The organism is Sphaerotilus mobilis (assembly GCF_004216565.1).
Taxonomy (GTDB): domain Bacteria; phylum Pseudomonadota; class Gammaproteobacteria; order Burkholderiales; family Burkholderiaceae_C; genus Sphaerotilus; species Sphaerotilus mobilis.
In genome coordinates this window covers 381,913-398,497 of sequence record NZ_SGWV01000010.1, presented here as the reverse complement: position 1 = coordinate 398,497, position 16,585 = coordinate 381,913, and the positions used below count along the sequence as shown (strand labels likewise).

Here is a 16,585-nt window from a genome sequence, read left to right as displayed (position 1 = left end):
AATTGATACGTGATTCTCAGTAATACTGAGATGACCGTATCATCTGGGCATGTCCAGCGGCCATGCCCACACCCATCGCGCCCACAGTGCTCACAGTGGCGACAGTGCCCACAGCGGCAACAGTGCCCACAGTGGCAGCAGCGCCGAGCACGTCGACCCCGTCGACGTCCCCGACCTGCCGGCTGGCACCCGCAGCACGCGCCAGCGCGGCGCCGTCCAGGCCAGCCTGCTGGCCGCCGGTCGGCCGCTGACCGCGCCGGAACTGCTCGCCGCCGGTCAGACCACGGTGCCGGGCCTGGGCATCGCCACGGTCTACCGACACCTCAAGGCCTTGCAGGCCGATGCCCGCGTGCGCACGCTGGAACTGCCGGGCCAGCCGGTGCGCTACGAATGGGTCGTGCAGGCGCACCTGCACCACTTCCACTGCCACCGCTGCGACCGGGTGTTTCCGCTCGACGGCTGTCCCGGCCACATCGAGCAGATCGCGCCCGCCGGCTTCGTGGTCGAACGGCATGAGCTGACGCTGCACGGGCTGTGCGGCGAATGCGCTGTTCTTGCCGAAGCGGGGGCGGCATGAGCCGGTTCTGGTCGGGCGTGATCGTGGGTGATCCGGTCGATGCGTCCGTGACCCGGCGTTTGCTCGCGGCCCTGGCGGTGCTTGCGCTGCTGTGGGCCGGTGTGGCCTGGGCGATCTGAGCAAGCCGATGTCAGCGCGCCGCTTGCCCGCCACCGTGACGCTGCATGACCTGGCGCTGGCCCCAGGCGGCCGCAGCGTGCTCGCGGGCCTGTCCGGTCGTTTCATGCCGGGCAGTGCGACGGCCGTGCTGGGCCCCAACGGCGTCGGCAAGAGCACCCTGCTGGCGGCGCTGGCCGGGCGTCTGGCGCCGGCCGCCGGACGCATCGAACGGGCGGCCGGTCGCCTGGCCGAACTCACCCAGGCCGATGCGGTGGATCGACGCTTTCCGATCACGCTGCAAGGCTATGTCGCCACCGGGCTCTGGCCGCTGCTGGGCGCCTGGCGCGGCATCGGGGTGCGCGAGCGCCAAGCCATCGCGCAGACGCTGGACCGGCTGGACCTCGGGGCGCTGGCCGGCACGCCGCTGATCGACCTGTCGGCTGGCCAGTGGCAGCGCGCCCGGCTTGCCCGGCTGTGGCTGCAGGACGCCGAACTGCTGTTGCTGGACGAACCCGACACCGCCCTGGACCGGGCCTCGTCCGAACGGCTCGACGCGCTGCTGCGCGAGGCCCTGGCCGTTGGCCGCACCGTCGTGGCGGTGCTGCACGGCCGGCATGAACCGCCCGCGCTCTACGACGAGGTGCTGGCGCTGCAGCCCGATCCGGACGGCGGTCCGGCCCGCTGCCGGTCCTGGGGCCCGGTGCACGCACCCACGCCTACAACCGCACCCACACCCGCCCCCATGCCTTCGCCTGCGACCCCGGCCGCCGCCTGGGCCCGCGCCGCTTGAACGGCCTCGGCGACATGGACGCGATGAACACGCTGACCGATCCTGCCGGCTTGCACGCGCTGCTGGTCCAGCCGTTTGCCGACTACGGCTTCATGCGCCGTGCCCTGCTGGCGACGCTGGCGCTGGTGCTGACCGCCGCGCCGCTGGGCTGCCTGCTGGTGTTGCGCCGCATGAGCCTGGTCGGCGAGGCCATTGCCCATGCCCTGCTGCCCGGTGCGGCCGTGGGCCATGCGCTGGCGGGTCTGACGCTGTGGGCGATGGCCGCAGGGGGCCTGGTGGCCGCTGCGCTGGTGGCCACCGTCGCCGGGCTGGCCAGCCGTCACACGACCCAGCACGAGGACGCCGGTTTCTCGGCCTTCTACCTGATCGCGCTGGCGGCCGGCGTGCTGCTGATGGCGCGCGGCGGAGGCGGTCCCGATCTGCTGCACCTGCTCTTCGGCAGCGTGCTCGCGGTCGACGCGACCGCGCTGATTGCGCTGGCGGCGCTGTCCAGCCTGATGCTGTTGGCCTTGGCCGTCGGCTGGCGCGTGCTGGTCTATGACAGCCTCGATGCCGCCTTTCTGCGCGGCGGACCGGGCGCAGGCGCGGCCCGCTGGGGCCATGCCCTGCTGTTGGCGCTGCTGGTGCTGCACCTGGTCGGCGCGCTGCAGGCGCTCGGGGCCCTGATGGCGATCGGCCAGCTGATGCTGCCGGCCCTGGCGGCGCGCTTCTGGAGCCGCAGCCTGCCCGGCATGGTGCTGGGCGCCTGGGCGATCGGCGCGCTGGCCGGCGTCGGCGGGCTGCTGCTGTCCTTCCATGCCGAACTGCCGTCCGGCCCGGCCATCGTGTGTCTGGCGGGTCTGGCCTATGTCGGCTCCTTGCTGTTCGGTCGGGTCGATGGCGTCTGGCGCTGGCGGATGGCAGCCCAGTCGGCGACCGTGGCGGTGCGTCCATGACGGCGGGCAGGACCGCAGGCCCCTCGCGCCGCGCCTACCTGGGCGGATTGGCGGCGCAGGTGGCGCTGGCGTCGCTGGTGGCGTCCGGGGTCACGCCGATCTCGCGGGCCGCAACGCCCGCGCCACTGCCGAACCGGCCGCTGCGCCTGGTCGCCAGCTTCTCGATCCTGGCCGACCTGCTGCGCCAGCTCGCACCGCCCGATGCCGAAGTCCATGCGCTGGTGGGGCCCGAAGCCGACACCCATGCCCATGCGCCGACGCCGGCCGATGCGCGCTGGCTGGCGCAGGCCGATCTGCTGGTCGCCAACGGGCTGGGCTTCGAAGCCTGGCTGCCGCGCCTGCGCGAAGCCGCTGCCGCCGCCTTGCCGATGGTCAGCGCGGCCGACGCGATCGAACCGCTGCGGCGCGGGGCCTTGCCGGACCCGCACCTGTGGCACGACCCAGCGCGGGTCAGGCAGGTGGCTCAGTTGTTGAGCCTGACGCTGCAGCGCCGCATCCCGGCACAGGCCGGTCTGCTGCGCGAGCGGCTGGCCGACTTCCTGATGCGGCTGGACCGCGTCGACGCCGACGCCCGCGCGCGCCTGACGCGCCTGCCCGACGACCAGCGCCGCTTCTACACGCCGCACGGCGGCTATGCCTATCTGGCGGCGGCCTATGGGCTGGACATGGTCACGCCGATGGCCTCGACCGGCGCCGATCTGGAGCCCTCCGCAGCGGCCGTCGCCCGGCTGGTCACGCTGCTGCGCAAGACCGGCGTGCGGGCCGTCTTTGTCGATGCCTTGCGCGACGAGCGCCTGATGCGCCAGATCGCCCAGGACAGCGGCGCGGTCGTCGCCCGCTCCCGCCTGCATGGCGACGCGCTGACCCGACCCGGCGGCGAGGCCGACAGCTGGCTGGCGCTGATGGCGCACAACACCCGGGCCCTCGCCGACGCGCTCCGCGGCCCGTCACGGACCTGATTGCCCGACCCGCCTCCTGCCTTGATCTCATGGAGAACGACCATGCCCCGTCACCTCGACCGCCACGTCCGTCATGCCCTTGCCCTTGCCCTTGCCCTTGCCCTTGCCGTTGCCCATGCCTTGCTGATCGGCCATGGCCAGGCGATGGCGCAGGCCCATGCGCATGCGCATGCCCATGAACACGGCGCCGTCAGCCTGTCCATCGGGGTCGAAGCCGACACGCTGACGCTGCTGATCGAGGCGCCGCTGGACAGCCTCGTTGGCTACGAACACGCGCCGCGCACCGCCGCCCAGAAGGCGGCGGCGCAAGCCCTTCTGGCGCGCTTGCGGGCGCCCGCCACCTTGTTCACCCCCGATGCCGCCGCCGGCTGCACGCCCGCCGAGTTCGAGGTCGATCCCGGCGTGCTGGAGCCGGCGGCCGCATCGACCGCCCCGTCCGACGGTCATGCGGAACTGGAGGCGAGCTATCGCTGGACCTGCGCCCGGCCGGACGCGGTGCGCAGCATCGACCTGGCGGGCCTGATGAAGGCGGCGCCCCGCATCGCTCGTGTCGGCGCCCAGATCGCCACGGCGCAAGGCAAGTTCAAGGCCAGCCTGAAGCGCCCGGCCACCGTGTTGCGCTGGGGCCGCTGAATGTCGTCTGCCCTGGTGCGGCTGACCGAGGTCCGGCACGGCTGGCCCGGCCAGCCGCGCGACGTGCTCGACATCGCCACGCTCGAACTGCCGGCCGGCCAGACCGCCTTCGTGCGCGGTCCGAGCGGCTGCGGCAAGAGCACGCTGCTGGCGCTGCTGGCGGGCGTGCAACGGGCTCGCGCCGGCCGTGTCGACCTGCTGGGGCAGGACTGGGCCGGCCTGTCCGCGTCGGCCTGTGACCGCCGCCGGGCCGACCACATCGGCATCGTGTTCCAGCAGTTCAACCTCTTGCCCTACCTGTCGGTGCTCGACAACGTGCTGTTGCCTTGCCGGCTGTCGGCGCTGCGGGCGCAGCGGGCCGGCGCGGACGCGGCGCGGCGTGAACGCGCGGCCCTCGATCTGCTCGACCGTGTCGGTCTGCGTGGCGATCTGGTCACGCGCCGGGCCGATCGGCTCAGCGTCGGCCAACAGCAGCGGGTGGCCGCGGCCCGTGCGCTGATCGGCGCGCCCGAGCTGGTGCTGGCTGACGAGCCCACCTCGGCGCTGGACGAGGCCCGCCGCGACGCCTTCATGGACCTGCTGCTGGGCGCTTGTGCCGAGGCCGGCAGCACGCTGGTCTTCGTCAGCCACGACGCCCGGCTGGCGCCGCGCTTTGACCATGTGATCGATCTGCCCACGCTCAACCGGGCACCCCAGCAGGAGGTGGCGTGATGAACACCGCCCTGTTCACGCTGGCCTTGCGCAGCGCCTGGAACCGGCGCGGCGTGCTGTCGCTGGTGGTGGCGTCGATCGCGCTGTCGACGCTGCTGCTGGTGGGCATCGAACGCATCCGCCATGAGGTGCGCGACAACTTCTCGCAGGCGGTCTCGGGCACCGACCTGATCGTGGGCGCCCGCACCGGGCCGGTCCAGTTGCTGCTCTACGCGGTTTTCCGCATCGGCAGCGCGACGAACAACATCAGCTGGCAGGCCGTGCAGATGCTCGACCAGCACCGCGCCGTGGCCTGGACCTTGCCGATCGCGCTGGGCGACAGCCACCGCGGTTTTGCAGTGGTCGGCACCCGCGCGGCCTACTTCGAGCGCTTTCGATATGGCGAGAAGCAGGCGCTGGAACTGGCACAGGGGCGGGCCTTCGTCGACGGCATCGGCGGTGTGTTCGACGTCGTGATCGGTGCCGAGGTGGCCCGCCGGCTGGGCTACACGCTGGGCCAGCGTGTCGTGCTCAGCCACGGCGACGGTGCGATCGCGGCCAATGACCATGCCGACAAGCCCTTCACGGTGGTCGGCATCCTGGCGGCCACCGGCACGCCGGTCGACCGTTCGCTGCATGTCTCGCTCGAAGCCATCGAGGCGCTGCACATCGACTGGCAGGCCGGCGTGCCGATCGCGTCGCAGGCGGTGCCGGCCGACCAGCTGGCGCAGCATGACCTGACGCCGCGCAGCGTCACCGCTGTGCTGGTGGGCCTGAAGACGCGTGCAGCGGTGTTCTCGGTCCAGCGCCAGATCGCCAACCACCGCGCCGAGCCGATCATGGCCGTGTTGCCCGGTGTGGCGCTCGACGAGCTGTGGGAGGTCATCGGCATCGGCGAACGGGGCCTGCTGGCGGTCGGCGCGCTGGTCTCGGTGGTCAGCCTGGCCGGGCTGGTCGCGGTGATCCTGGCCGGGCTGGCGCAGCGGCGCCGCGAACTGGCCATCCTGCGGGCGGTCGGCTGCGGTCCCCGTGCGCTGCTGGGCCTGCTGGCGATCGAAGGGGCGCTGGTCACGCTGGCCGGCGTCGCGCTGGGCCTGCTGACCGGTGCGCTGCTGCTGGCGCTGGGTGCGGACCTTGTCCAGCAGCACACCGGGCTGCGTCCCGGCCTGGGCTGGCCACGTGCCGACGAATGGCGCTGGGTGGCCGCCGTGTTGCTCGGTGGCTGGTGTGCCAGCCTGCTGCCGGGCTGGCGGGCCTACCGGCTGTCGCTGGCCGACGGGCTGTCGCCCCGGTCCTGACATGCTGAAGATCACGACATTCCGGAGTTGCCCATGAAGTCACCTGTCATGCCCACGCCCATGCACATGCCCTCGCCCAGCCTTTCGTCCACGCGACGTCACCTGCTGCAGGCCGCACTCGCCGCCGGCCTGGCCACGCTGTCGCCGTGGGGCCTGTCTGCGGAGCTGAAGGAAACGCCCTGGGACGCGCTGATGCCCAAGAGCTGGGACCCGATGAAGGGCTTCAAGGGCCGCAACCTGCAGAACCTGGTCGATGGCGACCCGAAGACGCAGGCCCTGATGGACGAGCTGCGCGCCGCCTGGGACCAGGCGCCGACGGTGCCCGAGATGGATGGCCGGGCGATCCGCATCGCCGGCTATGTCGTGCCGCTGGAGGAAAGCAAGGGCGAGCTGCGCGAGTTCTTGCTGGTGCCCTATTTCGGCGCCTGCATCCACACCCCGCCGCCGCCGGCCAACCAGATCATCCACGTCACGCCACTCAAGCCGGTCAAGGGCATCAAGGGCATGGTGCCGGTCTGGGCCAGCGGCACGCTCAAGGTCCGGCGCGACGAGTCGGCGATGGGCGTCAGCGGCTATCACCTCGATGCCGTCAAGGTCGACCCGTACGAGGAACGTGCCGGGCGCTGAGCCGGTCGTTCATGCCGGGCGCGGCAGCTCGGCCAGGATCGTGTCCAGCGCGGCCAGCAAGCGCGCCACGTCCTCGTCGCCGGTGGCCGGGCAGCACAACAGCATGTTGTGGAAGGGCGTGATCAGCACGTCCTGATTGACCAAGGCGAGGTGGATCAAGGCCTCCAGCGCCGGGTCCATCGCGGCGGCGGCTGCGGCGCCGTCGCGCGGCGGGGTCGGGCAGAACTGGAACTCGCAGCGCGCGCCCAGCTGCGTCACGCACCAGGGCAGGCCGTGGCGGGCGATCAGCCCACGCAGGCCCTCGGCGAGGGCGGTGGCGCGAGCCAGCATCGGCGCGTAGACGGCCTCGGTCAGCAGCGTCTCCAGCGTGGCGCGCATCGCGGCCATGGCCAGCAGGTTGCCGCTCAGGGTCGTGCCGATGCCGGAGTGGCCGGGCGGGGCGGCGAGCTTGGCCCGCATTGCCCGCTCGGCCCACTCGCTGCTGAAACCGTAGGCGGCGCAGGGCATGCCCGCGCCGATCGCCTTGCCGACCACCAGCGCGTCCGGGTCCAGCCCGATCGCCCGGGCCATGCCGCCAGGGCCGACGCTGAGCGTGTGGGTCTCATCGGCCACCAGGGCGGTGCCGGCGCGGCGGATCCGTTCGCGGGCGGCCGGCCAGTAGCCGGGGGCGGGCAGCACCATGCCGACGTTGGTCAGCGCCGGCTCGGCCAGCACGCAGGCGACGTCGCCGCCGGCCAGCGCGGCGTCCAGTGCGGGCAGGTCGTTGAAGGGCACGACGACGGTGTGCAGCCGCAGGTCGTGGACCTGGCCGAGCAGGCTGGGCCGCTGCACCGGACGGCCGTCCACCAGGTCGACGAAGACGTCGTCGACGGTGCCGTGGTAGCAGCCGTCGAAGACCAGCACCTTGGGCCGGCCGCTGGCCGCGCGCAGCCAGCGGATGACGTAGCGGTTGGCGTCGCTGGCGCTCATCGCGAACTGCCATTGCGGCAGGCCGAAACGTGCGGCCAGGTGCTCGCCGACGACGGCGGCGTCCTCGCCGGCCAGCATCGCCGTGCTGCCGCGCCCGGCCTGTCGGGCCAGCGCCGACACGACGGCGGGCGGCGCGTGGCCGAACATGGCGCCGGTGTCACCGAGGCAGAAGTCGGCGCGTTCGTGACCGTCCAGGTCGACCACGCGGGCGCCTTCGGCCCGGTCGATCTGCAAGGGGAAGGGCGTGCCCCAGTCCTGCATCCAGTGCAGCGGCACGCCGAACATCAGGTGGGCAGCGGCCCGGCGGGCCTGCGCCATCGAGCGGGGCTGGCGGTCGATGTAGCGCTGGCGCTCGCGGGCCATCAGCGCTTGCAAGGGGGGCGCGCGGCGGCGCGGCGAGACGTCGTTCACGGTTGTGGCTCCGGCGGTGATGACCTTTTCATTTCGGGGGTGTTTCGGGCATGTCCTGCGCTTAGCACTCTCATGGGTCGACTGCTAACATCGAGGCCTTCAAGGAGCCCAGACCCGTCTATGTCCACCATGAACCTGTCTGCTGCCACTGCCCCCAGCGCCCTGATCGTCCGCGATCCGTGGTCGCTGTTGCCCTCGCTGGGCAATCTGGACGCCTACATCAGCGCTGTCAACCGGCTGCCGCTGCTGACGCCCGAGGAAGAGACGCGTTTTGCCCGCCAGCTGCGCGACGAGCAGAACGTCGAGGCCGCCGGCCGTCTGGTGCTGTCGCACCTGCGTCTGGTCGTCTCGGTGGCGCGGCAGTACGTCGGCTACGGTCTGCCGCAGGGCGACCTGATCCAGGAAGGCAACGTCGGCCTGATGAAGGCGGTCAAGCGCTTCGACCCTGAACAGGGCGTGCGCCTGGTCAGCTATGCGATGCACTGGATCAAGGCCGAGATCCACGAATACATCCTGAAGAACTGGCGCGTCGTGAAGCTCGCGACCACCAAGGCGCAGCGCAAGCTGTTCTTCAACCTGCGCTCGATGAAGCGCCAGCTCAAGGGTGCCGCCGCCGAGGCACAGGACGGATCGACCCACCGCACCAGCCTGACCGATGCCGAGATCGACACCGTCGCGCGTGAACTCAACGTCAAGCGCGAGGAGGTCATCGAGATGGAGGCCCGCTTCGCCGGCGGCGACGTCGCGCTCGAACCCGGTGCCAACGAGGACGACGAGAGCTACGCCCCGATCGCCTATCTCGCTGACGAGCGCCAGGAGCCGACCCGTGCGCTCGAAGCCCGCCACCGCGACGAGCTGGCCGGCCCCGGCCTGCTGCGCGCGCTGGACGTGCTCGACGCCCGCAGCCGCCGCATCGTCGAGCAGCGCTGGCTGCAGGTCAACGACGACGGCTCCGGCGGCATGACGCTGCACGAGCTGGCGGCCGAATACGGCGTCAGCGCCGAGCGCATCCGCCAGATCGAGGTCGCGGCGATGAAGAAGATGCGCAAGGCCCTCGTCGAACACGCCTGACCTGACCTGAGCGGTCCGCCCGCCTCACCCGTCACGACAACGCCGGCCCCGAGCCGGCGTTTTTCATGGTCGCTCGGGCGGCGACAAACGCCTTCCAGAACGCCGCGTCCTGCGAGCTGGCGAAATTGATGCGCATGGCCGTGCTCGGCCGGTGGCTGGCGTGGAACAGGCTGCCAGGCGCGATCAACCAGCCGGCGTCCAGCAAGGGCAAGGCAAGGCGCTCGGTGTCGACGCCGGTGTCCAGCCAGCCGAACAGGCCCTGTGGCGGCGCGAGGAAGCGGCAACCGGCCGCCTCGGCCAGCCGGACGCTGCGGGCGCGGGCGCTGGCCAGCAAGGCGCCGACCTTCTCGGCGTGGCGGCGCAGCAGGCCTTGTTCGAGGCAGACCGCGACGGCCTGTTCCAGCAGCGCCGGGCTGGTCAGCGTGCTCAGCAGCTTGGTGTCGATCAGCCGGTCGACCAGGCCGGCTGGCGCGGCCAGGTAGCCCACCCGCCAACTCGGCGCCAGGATCTTCGAGAAGCCGCTGACGTAGACCGTGCGCTGCAGCCCGTCCAGGGCGGCCAGCCGGGGTGCGTGTGGCGGCGCGAGGTAGGCGTAGGTGTCGTCCTCGGCGATCAGGAAGTCATGGGCCTGCGCCAGCTGCAGCAGCCGGTGCGCCGTGTTCAGACCCAGCGTGTGGCCGGTCGGGTTGTGCAGCACCGACACGGTCACGTACAGGCGCGGCCGGTGTTGCGTGGCCAGGGCGGCCAGCACGTCCAGATCCGGCCCGTCGGCGCCGCGTGGCACCGGCAGCAGGCGCAGGCCTTGGCGTGACAGCCGGGCCGATTCGACGGCCCAGCCCGGGTCATCGACCAGCACCGCATCGCCAGGCGCGAGCAGGGTGCGCGAGATCAGTTCCAGCGCATGGGTCGCGCCGACCGCCGTGACGATGCGCTCCGGCGCGGCCGGGATGCCCAGGTCCTGCAGGCGGTTCGACAGGGCCATGCGCAGCCGCGGGTCGCCGGCCGGCTCGCCGTATAGCAGGGCGCTGGCGGACGCACCGGCTTGCCGGTCGTCGGCCAGCACGCGCCGCAGCGCGCCGTGCAGCAGCGGCAGGTCCAGCCAGGCGGCGGGCAGGGTGCCCAGGCCCGGACCGGGCCGACCGCCGCCGGCCTGGAACATGCCGCGGATCAGCGCCGTCGCGTCGATCGGGGCGACCTTGGGTGCAGCGACGTCTGCGCCTGACGCTGCCCGGCTGCGCGCCGCCGCTGGCTCGGCCTGCGGACCGCGCACGAAGAAGCCGCGCTGCTTGCGCGCCTCGACCAGGCCCTGGGCCAGCAGCTGGTCATAGGCGGCGACCACCGTGTGCGGGCTGACGCCGTGGCGGCGCGCCGCGTCCCGCACGGACGGCAGCCGCGCACCCGGCGCCAGCAGGCGCTGGCGGATGCGCTCGGCCACCTGGCCGGCAAGCTGCTCGCTCAGGGTCTGGCCGCTGTGGCGGGTCAGGGGGGCGGCGGACAATGGCAGATCGGTTTTCATCCGGCGGCTCCGGGTTGGCGTGTATCGCCGCGATGGGTCATACAGATTGCATCTGTGATCCGGGCAACTGTACTGCTTCTGTATCGTCATCGGCGCCTAGACTGGGCCGCATGTTCCCTGCCTCTCACGCCACCCCAGCGAGTCTCGATGCCGCTTGCCGACTACCTCGCGCTGCTCGCGATGATCACCGCCATGGCCTTCACGCCGGGCCCGAACACCACGCTGTCGACGGCGCTGGCGGCCAACCTTGGCTTGCGGCGGGCGATGCGCTTCGTGCTCGCGGTGCCGGTGGGCTGGCTGCTGCTGCTGCTCGGCGCGAGCCTGGGCGTGGCCGGCGCGGTGCGGGCCTGGCCACCGCTGGGCTGGGCGATCCAGGTGATCGGTCTGGGCTACATGACCTGGCTGGCTTGGCGCCTTTGGCAGGCCCGGCAGATGTCCGAGGCCGATGCCGCGCAGCTGGACGTGGGCTTCCGCGCCGGAGTGGCGCTGCAGTTCGTCAACATCAAGGCCTGGATGGCGGCACTCACCGTCAGCGCCGGCTGGGTGCTGCCCGGCCCGCTCGGCGAACGGTTGCTGGTGGTCGTGCCGACGATGATGTTCTATGCCTTTGCCAGCAACTTCAGCTATGCGCTGATCGGCGCGCTGCTGCGCCGCTGGCTGGCACAGGGTCGGCGCCTGCTGGTCTTCAACCGCACGATGGCGACGCTGCTGGCGCTGACCGCGCTGTGGCTGGCGCTGGGCGGTGCGGTCAGGACATGACGCCATGAACGCCGCGTCCACCCCCTCACACCGCGACGAGACCCGTGGCCTGTGGCTCGGCCTGCTGGGCGTGCTGATCTTTGCGTTGACCTTCCCGATGACGCGGCTGGCGGTTGGTCCGCAGGACGCGCCGCAGCTGCCGCCCTTCTTCGTGACCGCTGCGCGCGCCGCTGGCGCCGGGCTGCTGAGCGCGGCCTGGTTGATGTGGCAGGGCGCCAGTCGGCCGCGCCGCGAGGAATGGCGGCCGCTGGCGGTCAGTGCGCTCGGCACGGTGCTCGGCTTCCCGCTGTTCATCGCGCTGGCGCTGCGCGAGGTGCCGGCGATGCATGCCGCCGTCGTGACCGGTGTGTTGCCGCTGGCGACCGCCGCGCTGGCCGCGTTCTGGCTGCGCCAGCGGCCGTCGATCGCCTTCTGGCTCTGCGCGGTAGGCGGTTGCCTGCTGGTGCTGGCCTTTGCCTGGCAAGCCGGTGGCGGCGGCCTGGTGCTGGCCGACCTGTGGCTGCTGTTGGCGGTGGTCAGCGCGGCCTTGGGCTATGTGTCGGGCGCGCAGCTGTCCGCGCGTCGACCGGCCGAACAGGTCATCAGCTGGGTGCTGGCCTGCAGCCTGCCGCTGACCCTGCCGGCGGCCCTGCTGGCCTGGCCGGACGCGCCGGCTCAGGCCTCGTCCTGGGGCGCACTGGCCTACCTGACGATGTTCTCGATGTGGCTGGGCTTCTTTGCCTGGTACCGCGCCCTGGTCCTGGGCGGCATGGTGCGCGTCAGCCAGGTGCAACTGGTCCAGCCCTTCCTCGCCTTGCTGATGGCCGTGCCGGTGCTGGGTGAGCCGCTCGATGCGGTCACGCTGAGCTATGCGCTGGCCGTGCTGGCGCTGGTGCTGATCGGCAAGCGCGCGCCGGTGCGTGCCGTGCCGGCGCGCTGACAATCTGGCCTCTTTGCCGATCTCACTTTCGATCTTTGTTCCGATCTCTGTTCCGACCCCGTTTCCGCCCCGTCTTCTCCCTGACCGAACGAGCCTTGCCATGACCTCGACGACGACCTTTCCGACCTCCCCCTGGCACCTGGCGCAGCGCGCCGCGCGGCTCAACCCGTCGGTCATCCGCGAGATCCTCAAGGTGACCGAGCAGCCCGGCATCCTGTCGCTGGCCGGCGGCCTGCCGTCGCCCGATGCCTTCCCGATCGAGGCCATGCGCGAGGCCAGCGATCGTGTGCTGCGTGACCACCCGCGCGAGGCCTTGCAGTACGCCGCCAGCGAGGGCTACGGCCCCTTGCGCGAATGGGTCGCCGAGCACCTGAAGACGCAGGGCCTGCAGGTCAGCGCCAGCCAGGTGCTGATCACCACCGGCTCGCAGCAGGGCCTGGATCTGGTCGCCAAGGTGCTGGTCGATCCGGGTGCGCCGGTCGCCGTCGAGACGCCGACCTACCTGGGCGCGCTGCAGGCCTTCTCGCCCTTCGAGCCACGTTTCATCTCGGTCGACAGCGACGAGGAAGGCGCGCGGCCCGAATCGCTGCGCGCGCTGTCGACGCACGCCCCGGCCGGCCGCTTCTTCTACGTCCTGCCCAACTACCAGAACCCCACCGGCCGCGTGATGGGCGAGGCCCGCCGCGTCGCGCTGGTCGAGGCGGCCGAGCGATCGGGCGTGCCGCTGGTCGAGGACAACCCCTATGGCGACCTCTGGTACGACGCGCCGCCGCCGCCCGCGCTGAGCGGTCGCTGGGCCGAAGGCTCGATCTACCTGGGTTCGTTCTCCAAGGTGCTGGCGCCGGGTCTGCGGCTGGGCTATGTCGTCGCGCCGCCGGACATTTACCCCAAGCTGCTGCAGGCCAAGCAGGCCGCCGACCTGCACTCGCCGAGCTTCAACCAGCGCATCGTCCACCACGTCATCGCCGACGGCTTCCTGGACCGCCACTTGCCGAGCGTGCGCGCGCGCTACAAGGCCCAGCGCGACGCGATGCAACAGGCCCTGCTGCGCCACCTGCCGACCGGCGCGCGCTGGCTCCAGCCGCAAGGCGGCATGTTCTTCTGGCTGACGCTGCCCGAAGGCTGTGACGCGCTGGCGCTGTTGCCGCAGGCGGTCGAGGCGGGTGTGGCCTATGTGCCCGGCGCGGCCTTCTATGCCGACCATGCCGACACGCGCACGCTGCGCCTGTCCTTCGTCACGCTCAGCCCGGACCAGATCGACACCGCCGTCGCGCTGCTGGGCGGCGTGCTGCGCCGTCACCTCGAACGCTGATCCGGGGTCGCCACCATGCCAAACGCCTTGCGCCGCTACGCCCAGGTCGACGTCTTCAGCGCCCGGCCGATGCTGGGCAATCCGCTGGCCGTGGTGGTCGACGGCGAGGGCCTGGACGAGGCCACGATGCAGGCCTTCGCCCGCTGGACCCAGCTCAGCGAGACCACCTTCTTGCTGCCGCCGACCGATCCGGCCGCCGACTACCGGGTGCGCATCTTCACGCCGGGTCGTGAGCTGCCCTTTGCCGGCCATCCGACGCTGGGCAGTTGCCAGGTCTGGCTGGACCATGGCGGCGTGCCGCAACGCGAGGGCGAGATCGTCCAGCAGTGCGGCGTTGGCCGGGTGCGCATCCGGCGCCAGCGCCGCGCCGACGGCGGCACCCGGCTGGCCTTTGCCGCACCACCGCTGCGCCGCAGCGGCCCGGTCGATGCCGAGCTGCACGCGCGCGTGCTGGCCGCGCTGCAGTTGCCGGCCGAGGCGGTCCAGGCGGTCCAGTGGGTCGACAACGGTCCGCCCTGGATCGCTGCCCTGCTGCATGACGCGGCGGCGGTGAACGCTTTGCGGCCCGATCCGCTGCACATGCGCGGGCTGGAGCTGGGCGTGGTGGGCGCCTACCCGCCGGGCGGTGAGCTGGACGTCGAGGTGCGGGCCTTCGTGCCCGAGCTGGGCGTGCCCGAGGACCCGGTCACCGGCAGCCTCAATGCCGGCATCGCGCAATGGCTGATCGGCGAGGGCCGGGTGGCGCGCCGCTACGTCGCCGGGCAAGGTCGTGCGCTGGGCCGCGATGGCCGTGTCCACGTCGAAGCCGAAGCCGGGCCGGATGGCGACACGGTGTGGATCGGCGGCGACGTCTGCGGGCTGATCACCGGTGCGGTCCGTCTATCCTGAGCACCATGCACGTCGAAGCTGATCACCTCGTCCTGGCTTGCCGCGATCTGGACAGCGGCTCAAGCTGGTTGGCCCAACGACTGGGCGCCGAGCCCGTCGAGGGGGGGCAGCACGCGTTCATGGGCACACACAACCGGTTGCTGCAGATCAGTTCGCCCAGCCATGCGCGCACTTACCTCGAACTGATCGCGATCGACCCGGATGCGCCCGCGCCAGCACGTCCACGCTGGTTCGGTCTGGACGATCCGGCGCTGCAGGCACGGCTCGTCGACGGGCCTGAACTGGTCGCCTGGGCCGGTCGTTCCCCGCAGATCGACATGCACCGCTGGGGCCTGATCACCATCGGCCTGCAGCCCGGCACGACGCTTTCTGCCGAACGCAAGGTGCCTGGCATGGTCACGCCGCTGCGCTGGCAGATCGTGCTGCGCGACGACGGCGCGACGCTGCTGGGTGGCGCGGTCCCCGTGCTGATCCAGTGGATGGCCGGTCACCCCTGTGATCGCCTGCCGGCCAGCCCGGTCACGCTCCAGCGCCTGGCCGTGCGCGGCTTGCCGCCACGCGCCCGCGACGTCATGCGCCTGCGTGGCGTCCAGGGCGACGACGCGGCCGACGCGCCGGCCTTGTCGGCCACCTTCGTCACGCCGCTCGGCGAGGTCGTGCTGCGCAGCGCGGCCTGACGCTCGGCCATGAAAAAGGCCCGTCGATGACGGGCCTTGTGTCTTCGATCCCAGCGGGCCGCAGCCCGCCCTGATCACTCCTTGCGGAAATCGTCGTGGCAGCCCTTGCAGGTCTTGCCGGTCTCGCCGAAGGCGGCCTTGAACTGGTCGGCATTGCCGGACTTGGCGGCGACGTTCAGCGCGGCCATCGCGTCCTGCATCTTCTTGGCGGCGGCGGCGAACTTGTCGGCTTCAGACCAGACTTCCGGCTTGGCCTTGGTGTCACCCTTGTCGGTGCCGGCGCCGAAACCGGCGAAGGGCAGGGCGGACATCGTCGCGGCGATGGCGATGTTGTCGGCGACAACCTTTGCATCGAAGGGCACGCGGCCCTGGGCCATCGGGCCGAGGCGGCCGAAGTGCGAGGCCATCACGGTGAACGCGGCCTTGCGGTACTTGATCGCGTCTTCCGGCTTCTGGAATTGCGCGGCAGCCGGCAGGGCCAGCATCAGACCCAGGGAGGCGCTCAGGGCGAGGGTGAGACGTTTCATCGACAGTGACTCCAGTGCGTGCATGCGGTGTGGGTGAAGTGCGCGTTCTGAGACACGTCAAGACCTGTCCAGAAGCTGACTCAGTGTACGCTTCGGTTCCTTGTGATTTAAGGCGCACTTCATGTTCGTGATCGACGCGCAACAGCGTCCGGCACGGGCCTCATGCCCGGCGCGCCGCCTTCGCGCCATGGACTGGAAACGTGGGATCGGATCGCTACGATGTCGGCTGTGACGACTGCTGCAAACCCTCATGCCTCCGCGCGCCGCGTGCGCGTCTGGGACCTGCCGACGAGGCTGTTCCACTGGACCTTGCTGGCCTGCGTGGTCGGCTCGATCGTGACCGCCAAGGTCGGTGGCAATGCCACCGTCTGGCACTTCCGGCTCGGCATGGCCACGCTGGCGCTGATCAGTTTCCGGCTGGTCTGGGGGCTGGTCGGCGGGCGCTGGTCGCGGTTCGCGTCCTTCATCTACGGGCCCGCTGCGGTGTTGCGCTACCTGCGCGGCCAGCCGCGTCCGGGCGAGCACTTCGAGGTGGGCCACAACCCGCTGGGCAGCCTGTCGGTGTTCGGCCTGCTGGGCATCCTCGCGGTGCAGGTCGCCACCGGCCTGGTGGCCGATGACGAGATCGCCAGTGCCGGCCCGCTGATCAGCTTCGTCAGCGGCGCCGTGTCCAGCACCGCCACGGCCTGGCACAAGACCGGCGGGCAATGGCTGATCTTTGGCCTGGTCGGCCTGCACGTCGCGGCGATCGTGTTCTATCGGCTGCGCAAGCGCGTTGACCTGGTCGGCCCGATGCTGCACGGCGACAAGCTGCTCGACGCCGACGTGCCCGACACCGGCGACACGGCCGGGCGGCGCCTGCTGGCGCTGTTGATCGGCGCAGCCTGCGCGGCGCTGGCCATCTGGGTGAACTCTTTCGGAGCCTGAG

At 71.5% G+C, this 16,585-nt stretch carries 19 protein-coding genes; 16 read left to right on the top strand and 3 right to left on the bottom strand.

Features of this window, described 5'->3' with window-relative positions; translation table 11 throughout:
* The first annotated feature begins 49 nt into the window (after window positions 1-49).
* The 9 genes from EV685_RS14145 to EV685_RS14110 are packed head-to-tail and all read left to right on the top strand — an operon-like array spanning window position 50 to window position 6,608.
* Window positions 50-577 (top strand): Fur family transcriptional regulator, encoded by a 528-nt coding sequence (locus tag EV685_RS14145; RefSeq protein ID WP_130482677.1) that lies wholly within the window; start codon window positions 50-52, stop codon window positions 575-577.
* Window positions 574-696, top strand: coding sequence for a hypothetical protein (locus tag EV685_RS21210; RefSeq protein ID WP_275938354.1), 123 nt, complete (start codon window positions 574-576; stop codon window positions 694-696). The genes EV685_RS14145 and EV685_RS21210 overlap by 4 nt, the downstream gene beginning before the upstream one ends.
* Before the next feature lie 8 nt (window positions 697-704).
* Entirely contained in the window at window positions 705-1,466 is a 762-nt protein-coding gene (locus tag EV685_RS14140) for an ATP-binding cassette domain-containing protein (RefSeq protein WP_130482676.1), read from the top strand.
* 23 nt (window positions 1,467-1,489) lie between these two features.
* Complete coding sequence (locus EV685_RS14135) at window positions 1,490-2,401, top strand: metal ABC transporter permease (RefSeq protein ID WP_130482675.1); 912 nt, start codon at window positions 1,490-1,492, stop codon at window positions 2,399-2,401.
* Complete coding sequence (locus tag EV685_RS14130; RefSeq protein WP_130482674.1) at window positions 2,398-3,360, top strand: metal ABC transporter solute-binding protein, Zn/Mn family; 963 nt, start codon at window positions 2,398-2,400, stop codon at window positions 3,358-3,360. Before EV685_RS14135 ends, EV685_RS14130 begins: the two co-directional genes overlap by 4 nt.
* Window positions 3,361-3,402: 42 nt before the next feature.
* Complete coding sequence (locus EV685_RS14125) at window positions 3,403-3,993, top strand: ZrgA family zinc uptake protein (protein WP_130482673.1); 591 nt, start codon at window positions 3,403-3,405, stop codon at window positions 3,991-3,993.
* A complete protein-coding gene (locus EV685_RS14120; RefSeq protein WP_130482672.1) occupies window positions 3,994-4,704 on the top strand; it encodes an ABC transporter ATP-binding protein in 711 nt (236 codons plus the stop codon). It abuts the gene before it with no gap.
* Complete coding sequence (locus EV685_RS14115) at window positions 4,704-5,981, top strand: ABC transporter permease (protein WP_130482671.1); 1,278 nt, start codon at window positions 4,704-4,706, stop codon at window positions 5,979-5,981. The genes EV685_RS14120 and EV685_RS14115 overlap by 1 nt, the downstream gene beginning before the upstream one ends.
* A gap of 33 nt (window positions 5,982-6,014) precedes the next feature.
* Window positions 6,015-6,608, top strand: coding sequence for a DUF3299 domain-containing protein (locus tag EV685_RS14110; protein WP_242615592.1), 594 nt, complete (start codon window positions 6,015-6,017; stop codon window positions 6,606-6,608).
* 9 nt (window positions 6,609-6,617) lie between these two features.
* Here EV685_RS14110 and EV685_RS14105 read toward each other — a convergent pair whose 3' ends face one another.
* Window positions 6,618-7,940, bottom strand: coding sequence for an aspartate aminotransferase family protein (locus tag EV685_RS14105; RefSeq protein WP_130482895.1), 1,323 nt, complete (start codon window positions 7,938-7,940; stop codon window positions 6,618-6,620).
* A 120-nt stretch (window positions 7,941-8,060) separates the two neighbouring features.
* Here EV685_RS14105 and rpoH point away from each other — a divergent pair, with 120 nt between their 5' ends.
* Window positions 8,061-9,059 (top strand): RNA polymerase sigma factor RpoH, encoded by a 999-nt coding sequence (rpoH, locus tag EV685_RS14100; RefSeq protein WP_420820830.1) that lies wholly within the window; start codon window positions 8,061-8,063, stop codon window positions 9,057-9,059.
* A gap of 31 nt (window positions 9,060-9,090) precedes the next feature.
* Here rpoH and EV685_RS14095 read toward each other — a convergent pair whose 3' ends face one another.
* Window positions 9,091-10,575: an aminotransferase-like domain-containing protein gene (locus tag EV685_RS14095; RefSeq protein WP_130482669.1), complete on the bottom strand. Its 1,485-nt coding sequence runs from the start codon at window positions 10,573-10,575 to the stop codon at window positions 9,091-9,093.
* Between the two features lie 147 nt (window positions 10,576-10,722).
* On the opposite strand from EV685_RS14095, the gene EV685_RS14090 reads away from it, so the two are divergent.
* The 5 genes from EV685_RS14090 to EV685_RS14070 all read left to right on the top strand — a co-directional run bounded on the left by EV685_RS14090 (window position 10,723) and on the right by EV685_RS14070 (window position 15,130).
* Entirely contained in the window at window positions 10,723-11,334 is a 612-nt protein-coding gene (locus tag EV685_RS14090) for a LysE family translocator (RefSeq protein WP_130482668.1), read from the top strand.
* Between the two features lie 4 nt (window positions 11,335-11,338).
* The gene (locus EV685_RS14085) at window positions 11,339-12,253 is read left to right on the top strand and encodes a DMT family transporter (protein WP_130482667.1); all 915 of its coding nucleotides are present in this window, start codon (window positions 11,339-11,341) and stop codon (window positions 12,251-12,253) included.
* 100 nt (window positions 12,254-12,353) lie between these two features.
* Window positions 12,354-13,565 carry an aminotransferase-like domain-containing protein gene (locus EV685_RS14080; RefSeq protein WP_130482666.1) on the top strand — a complete coding sequence of 404 codons (1,212 nt, stop codon included), beginning with the start codon at window positions 12,354-12,356 and terminating at the stop codon, window positions 13,563-13,565.
* A 15-nt stretch (window positions 13,566-13,580) separates the two neighbouring features.
* Window positions 13,581-14,453 (top strand): PhzF family phenazine biosynthesis protein, encoded by an 873-nt coding sequence (locus tag EV685_RS14075; RefSeq protein WP_130482665.1) that lies wholly within the window; start codon window positions 13,581-13,583, stop codon window positions 14,451-14,453.
* Between the two features lie 5 nt (window positions 14,454-14,458).
* Window positions 14,459-15,130 (top strand): VOC family protein, encoded by a 672-nt coding sequence (locus EV685_RS14070; protein ID WP_130482664.1) that lies wholly within the window; start codon window positions 14,459-14,461, stop codon window positions 15,128-15,130.
* 74 nt (window positions 15,131-15,204) lie between these two features.
* On the opposite strand, the gene EV685_RS14065 is transcribed toward EV685_RS14070, so the two are convergent.
* Entirely contained in the window at window positions 15,205-15,657 is a 453-nt protein-coding gene (locus EV685_RS14065) for a c-type cytochrome (protein WP_130482663.1), read from the bottom strand.
* A 267-nt stretch (window positions 15,658-15,924) separates the two neighbouring features.
* On the opposite strand from EV685_RS14065, the gene EV685_RS14060 reads away from it, so the two are divergent.
* Window positions 15,925-16,584 carry a cytochrome b/b6 domain-containing protein gene (locus EV685_RS14060; RefSeq protein WP_130482662.1) on the top strand — a complete coding sequence of 220 codons (660 nt, stop codon included), beginning with the start codon at window positions 15,925-15,927 and terminating at the stop codon, window positions 16,582-16,584.
* The last annotated feature ends 1 nt before the right edge of the window (window position 16,585 follow it).

Bases quoted from the DNA above. Each gene is read 5' to 3' on its own strand.
- EV685_RS14125 (WP_130482673.1), top strand. From the start codon at position 3,403: ATGCCCCGTCACCTCGACCGCCACGTCCGTCATGCCCTTGCCCTTGCC.
- EV685_RS14110 (WP_242615592.1), top strand. From the start codon at position 6,015: ATGAAGTCACCTGTCATGCCCACGCCCATGCACATGCCCTCGCCCAGC.
- EV685_RS14095 (WP_130482669.1), bottom strand. From the start codon at position 10,575: ATGAAAACCGATCTGCCATTGTCCGCCGCCCCCCTGACCCGCCACAGC.
- EV685_RS14140 (WP_130482676.1), top strand. From the start codon at position 705: ATGTCAGCGCGCCGCTTGCCCGCCACCGTGACGCTGCATGACCTGGCG.
- EV685_RS14130 (WP_130482674.1), top strand. From the start codon at position 2,398: ATGACGGCGGGCAGGACCGCAGGCCCCTCGCGCCGCGCCTACCTGGGC.
- EV685_RS14105 (WP_130482895.1), bottom strand. From the start codon at position 7,940: ATGGCCCGCGAGCGCCAGCGCTACATCGACCGCCAGCCCCGCTCGATG.
- EV685_RS14090 (WP_130482668.1), top strand. From the start codon at position 10,723: ATGCCGCTTGCCGACTACCTCGCGCTGCTCGCGATGATCACCGCCATG.
- EV685_RS14070 (WP_130482664.1), top strand. From the start codon at position 14,459: ATGCACGTCGAAGCTGATCACCTCGTCCTGGCTTGCCGCGATCTGGAC.
- EV685_RS14075 (WP_130482665.1), top strand. From the start codon at position 13,581: ATGCCAAACGCCTTGCGCCGCTACGCCCAGGTCGACGTCTTCAGCGCC.
- EV685_RS14065 (WP_130482663.1), bottom strand. From the start codon at position 15,657: ATGAAACGTCTCACCCTCGCCCTGAGCGCCTCCCTGGGTCTGATGCTG.
- EV685_RS14080 (WP_130482666.1), top strand. From the start codon at position 12,354: ATGACCTCGACGACGACCTTTCCGACCTCCCCCTGGCACCTGGCGCAG.
- EV685_RS14120 (WP_130482672.1), top strand. From the start codon at position 3,994: ATGTCGTCTGCCCTGGTGCGGCTGACCGAGGTCCGGCACGGCTGGCCC.
- EV685_RS14115 (WP_130482671.1), top strand. From the start codon at position 4,704: ATGAACACCGCCCTGTTCACGCTGGCCTTGCGCAGCGCCTGGAACCGG.
- EV685_RS14145 (WP_130482677.1), top strand. From the start codon at position 50: ATGTCCAGCGGCCATGCCCACACCCATCGCGCCCACAGTGCTCACAGT.
- rpoH (WP_420820830.1), top strand. From the start codon at position 8,061: ATGGGTCGACTGCTAACATCGAGGCCTTCAAGGAGCCCAGACCCGTCT.
- EV685_RS14085 (WP_130482667.1), top strand. From the start codon at position 11,339: ATGAACGCCGCGTCCACCCCCTCACACCGCGACGAGACCCGTGGCCTG.
- EV685_RS21210 (WP_275938354.1), top strand. From the start codon at position 574: ATGAGCCGGTTCTGGTCGGGCGTGATCGTGGGTGATCCGGTCGATGCG.
- EV685_RS14135 (WP_130482675.1), top strand. From the start codon at position 1,490: ATGAACACGCTGACCGATCCTGCCGGCTTGCACGCGCTGCTGGTCCAG.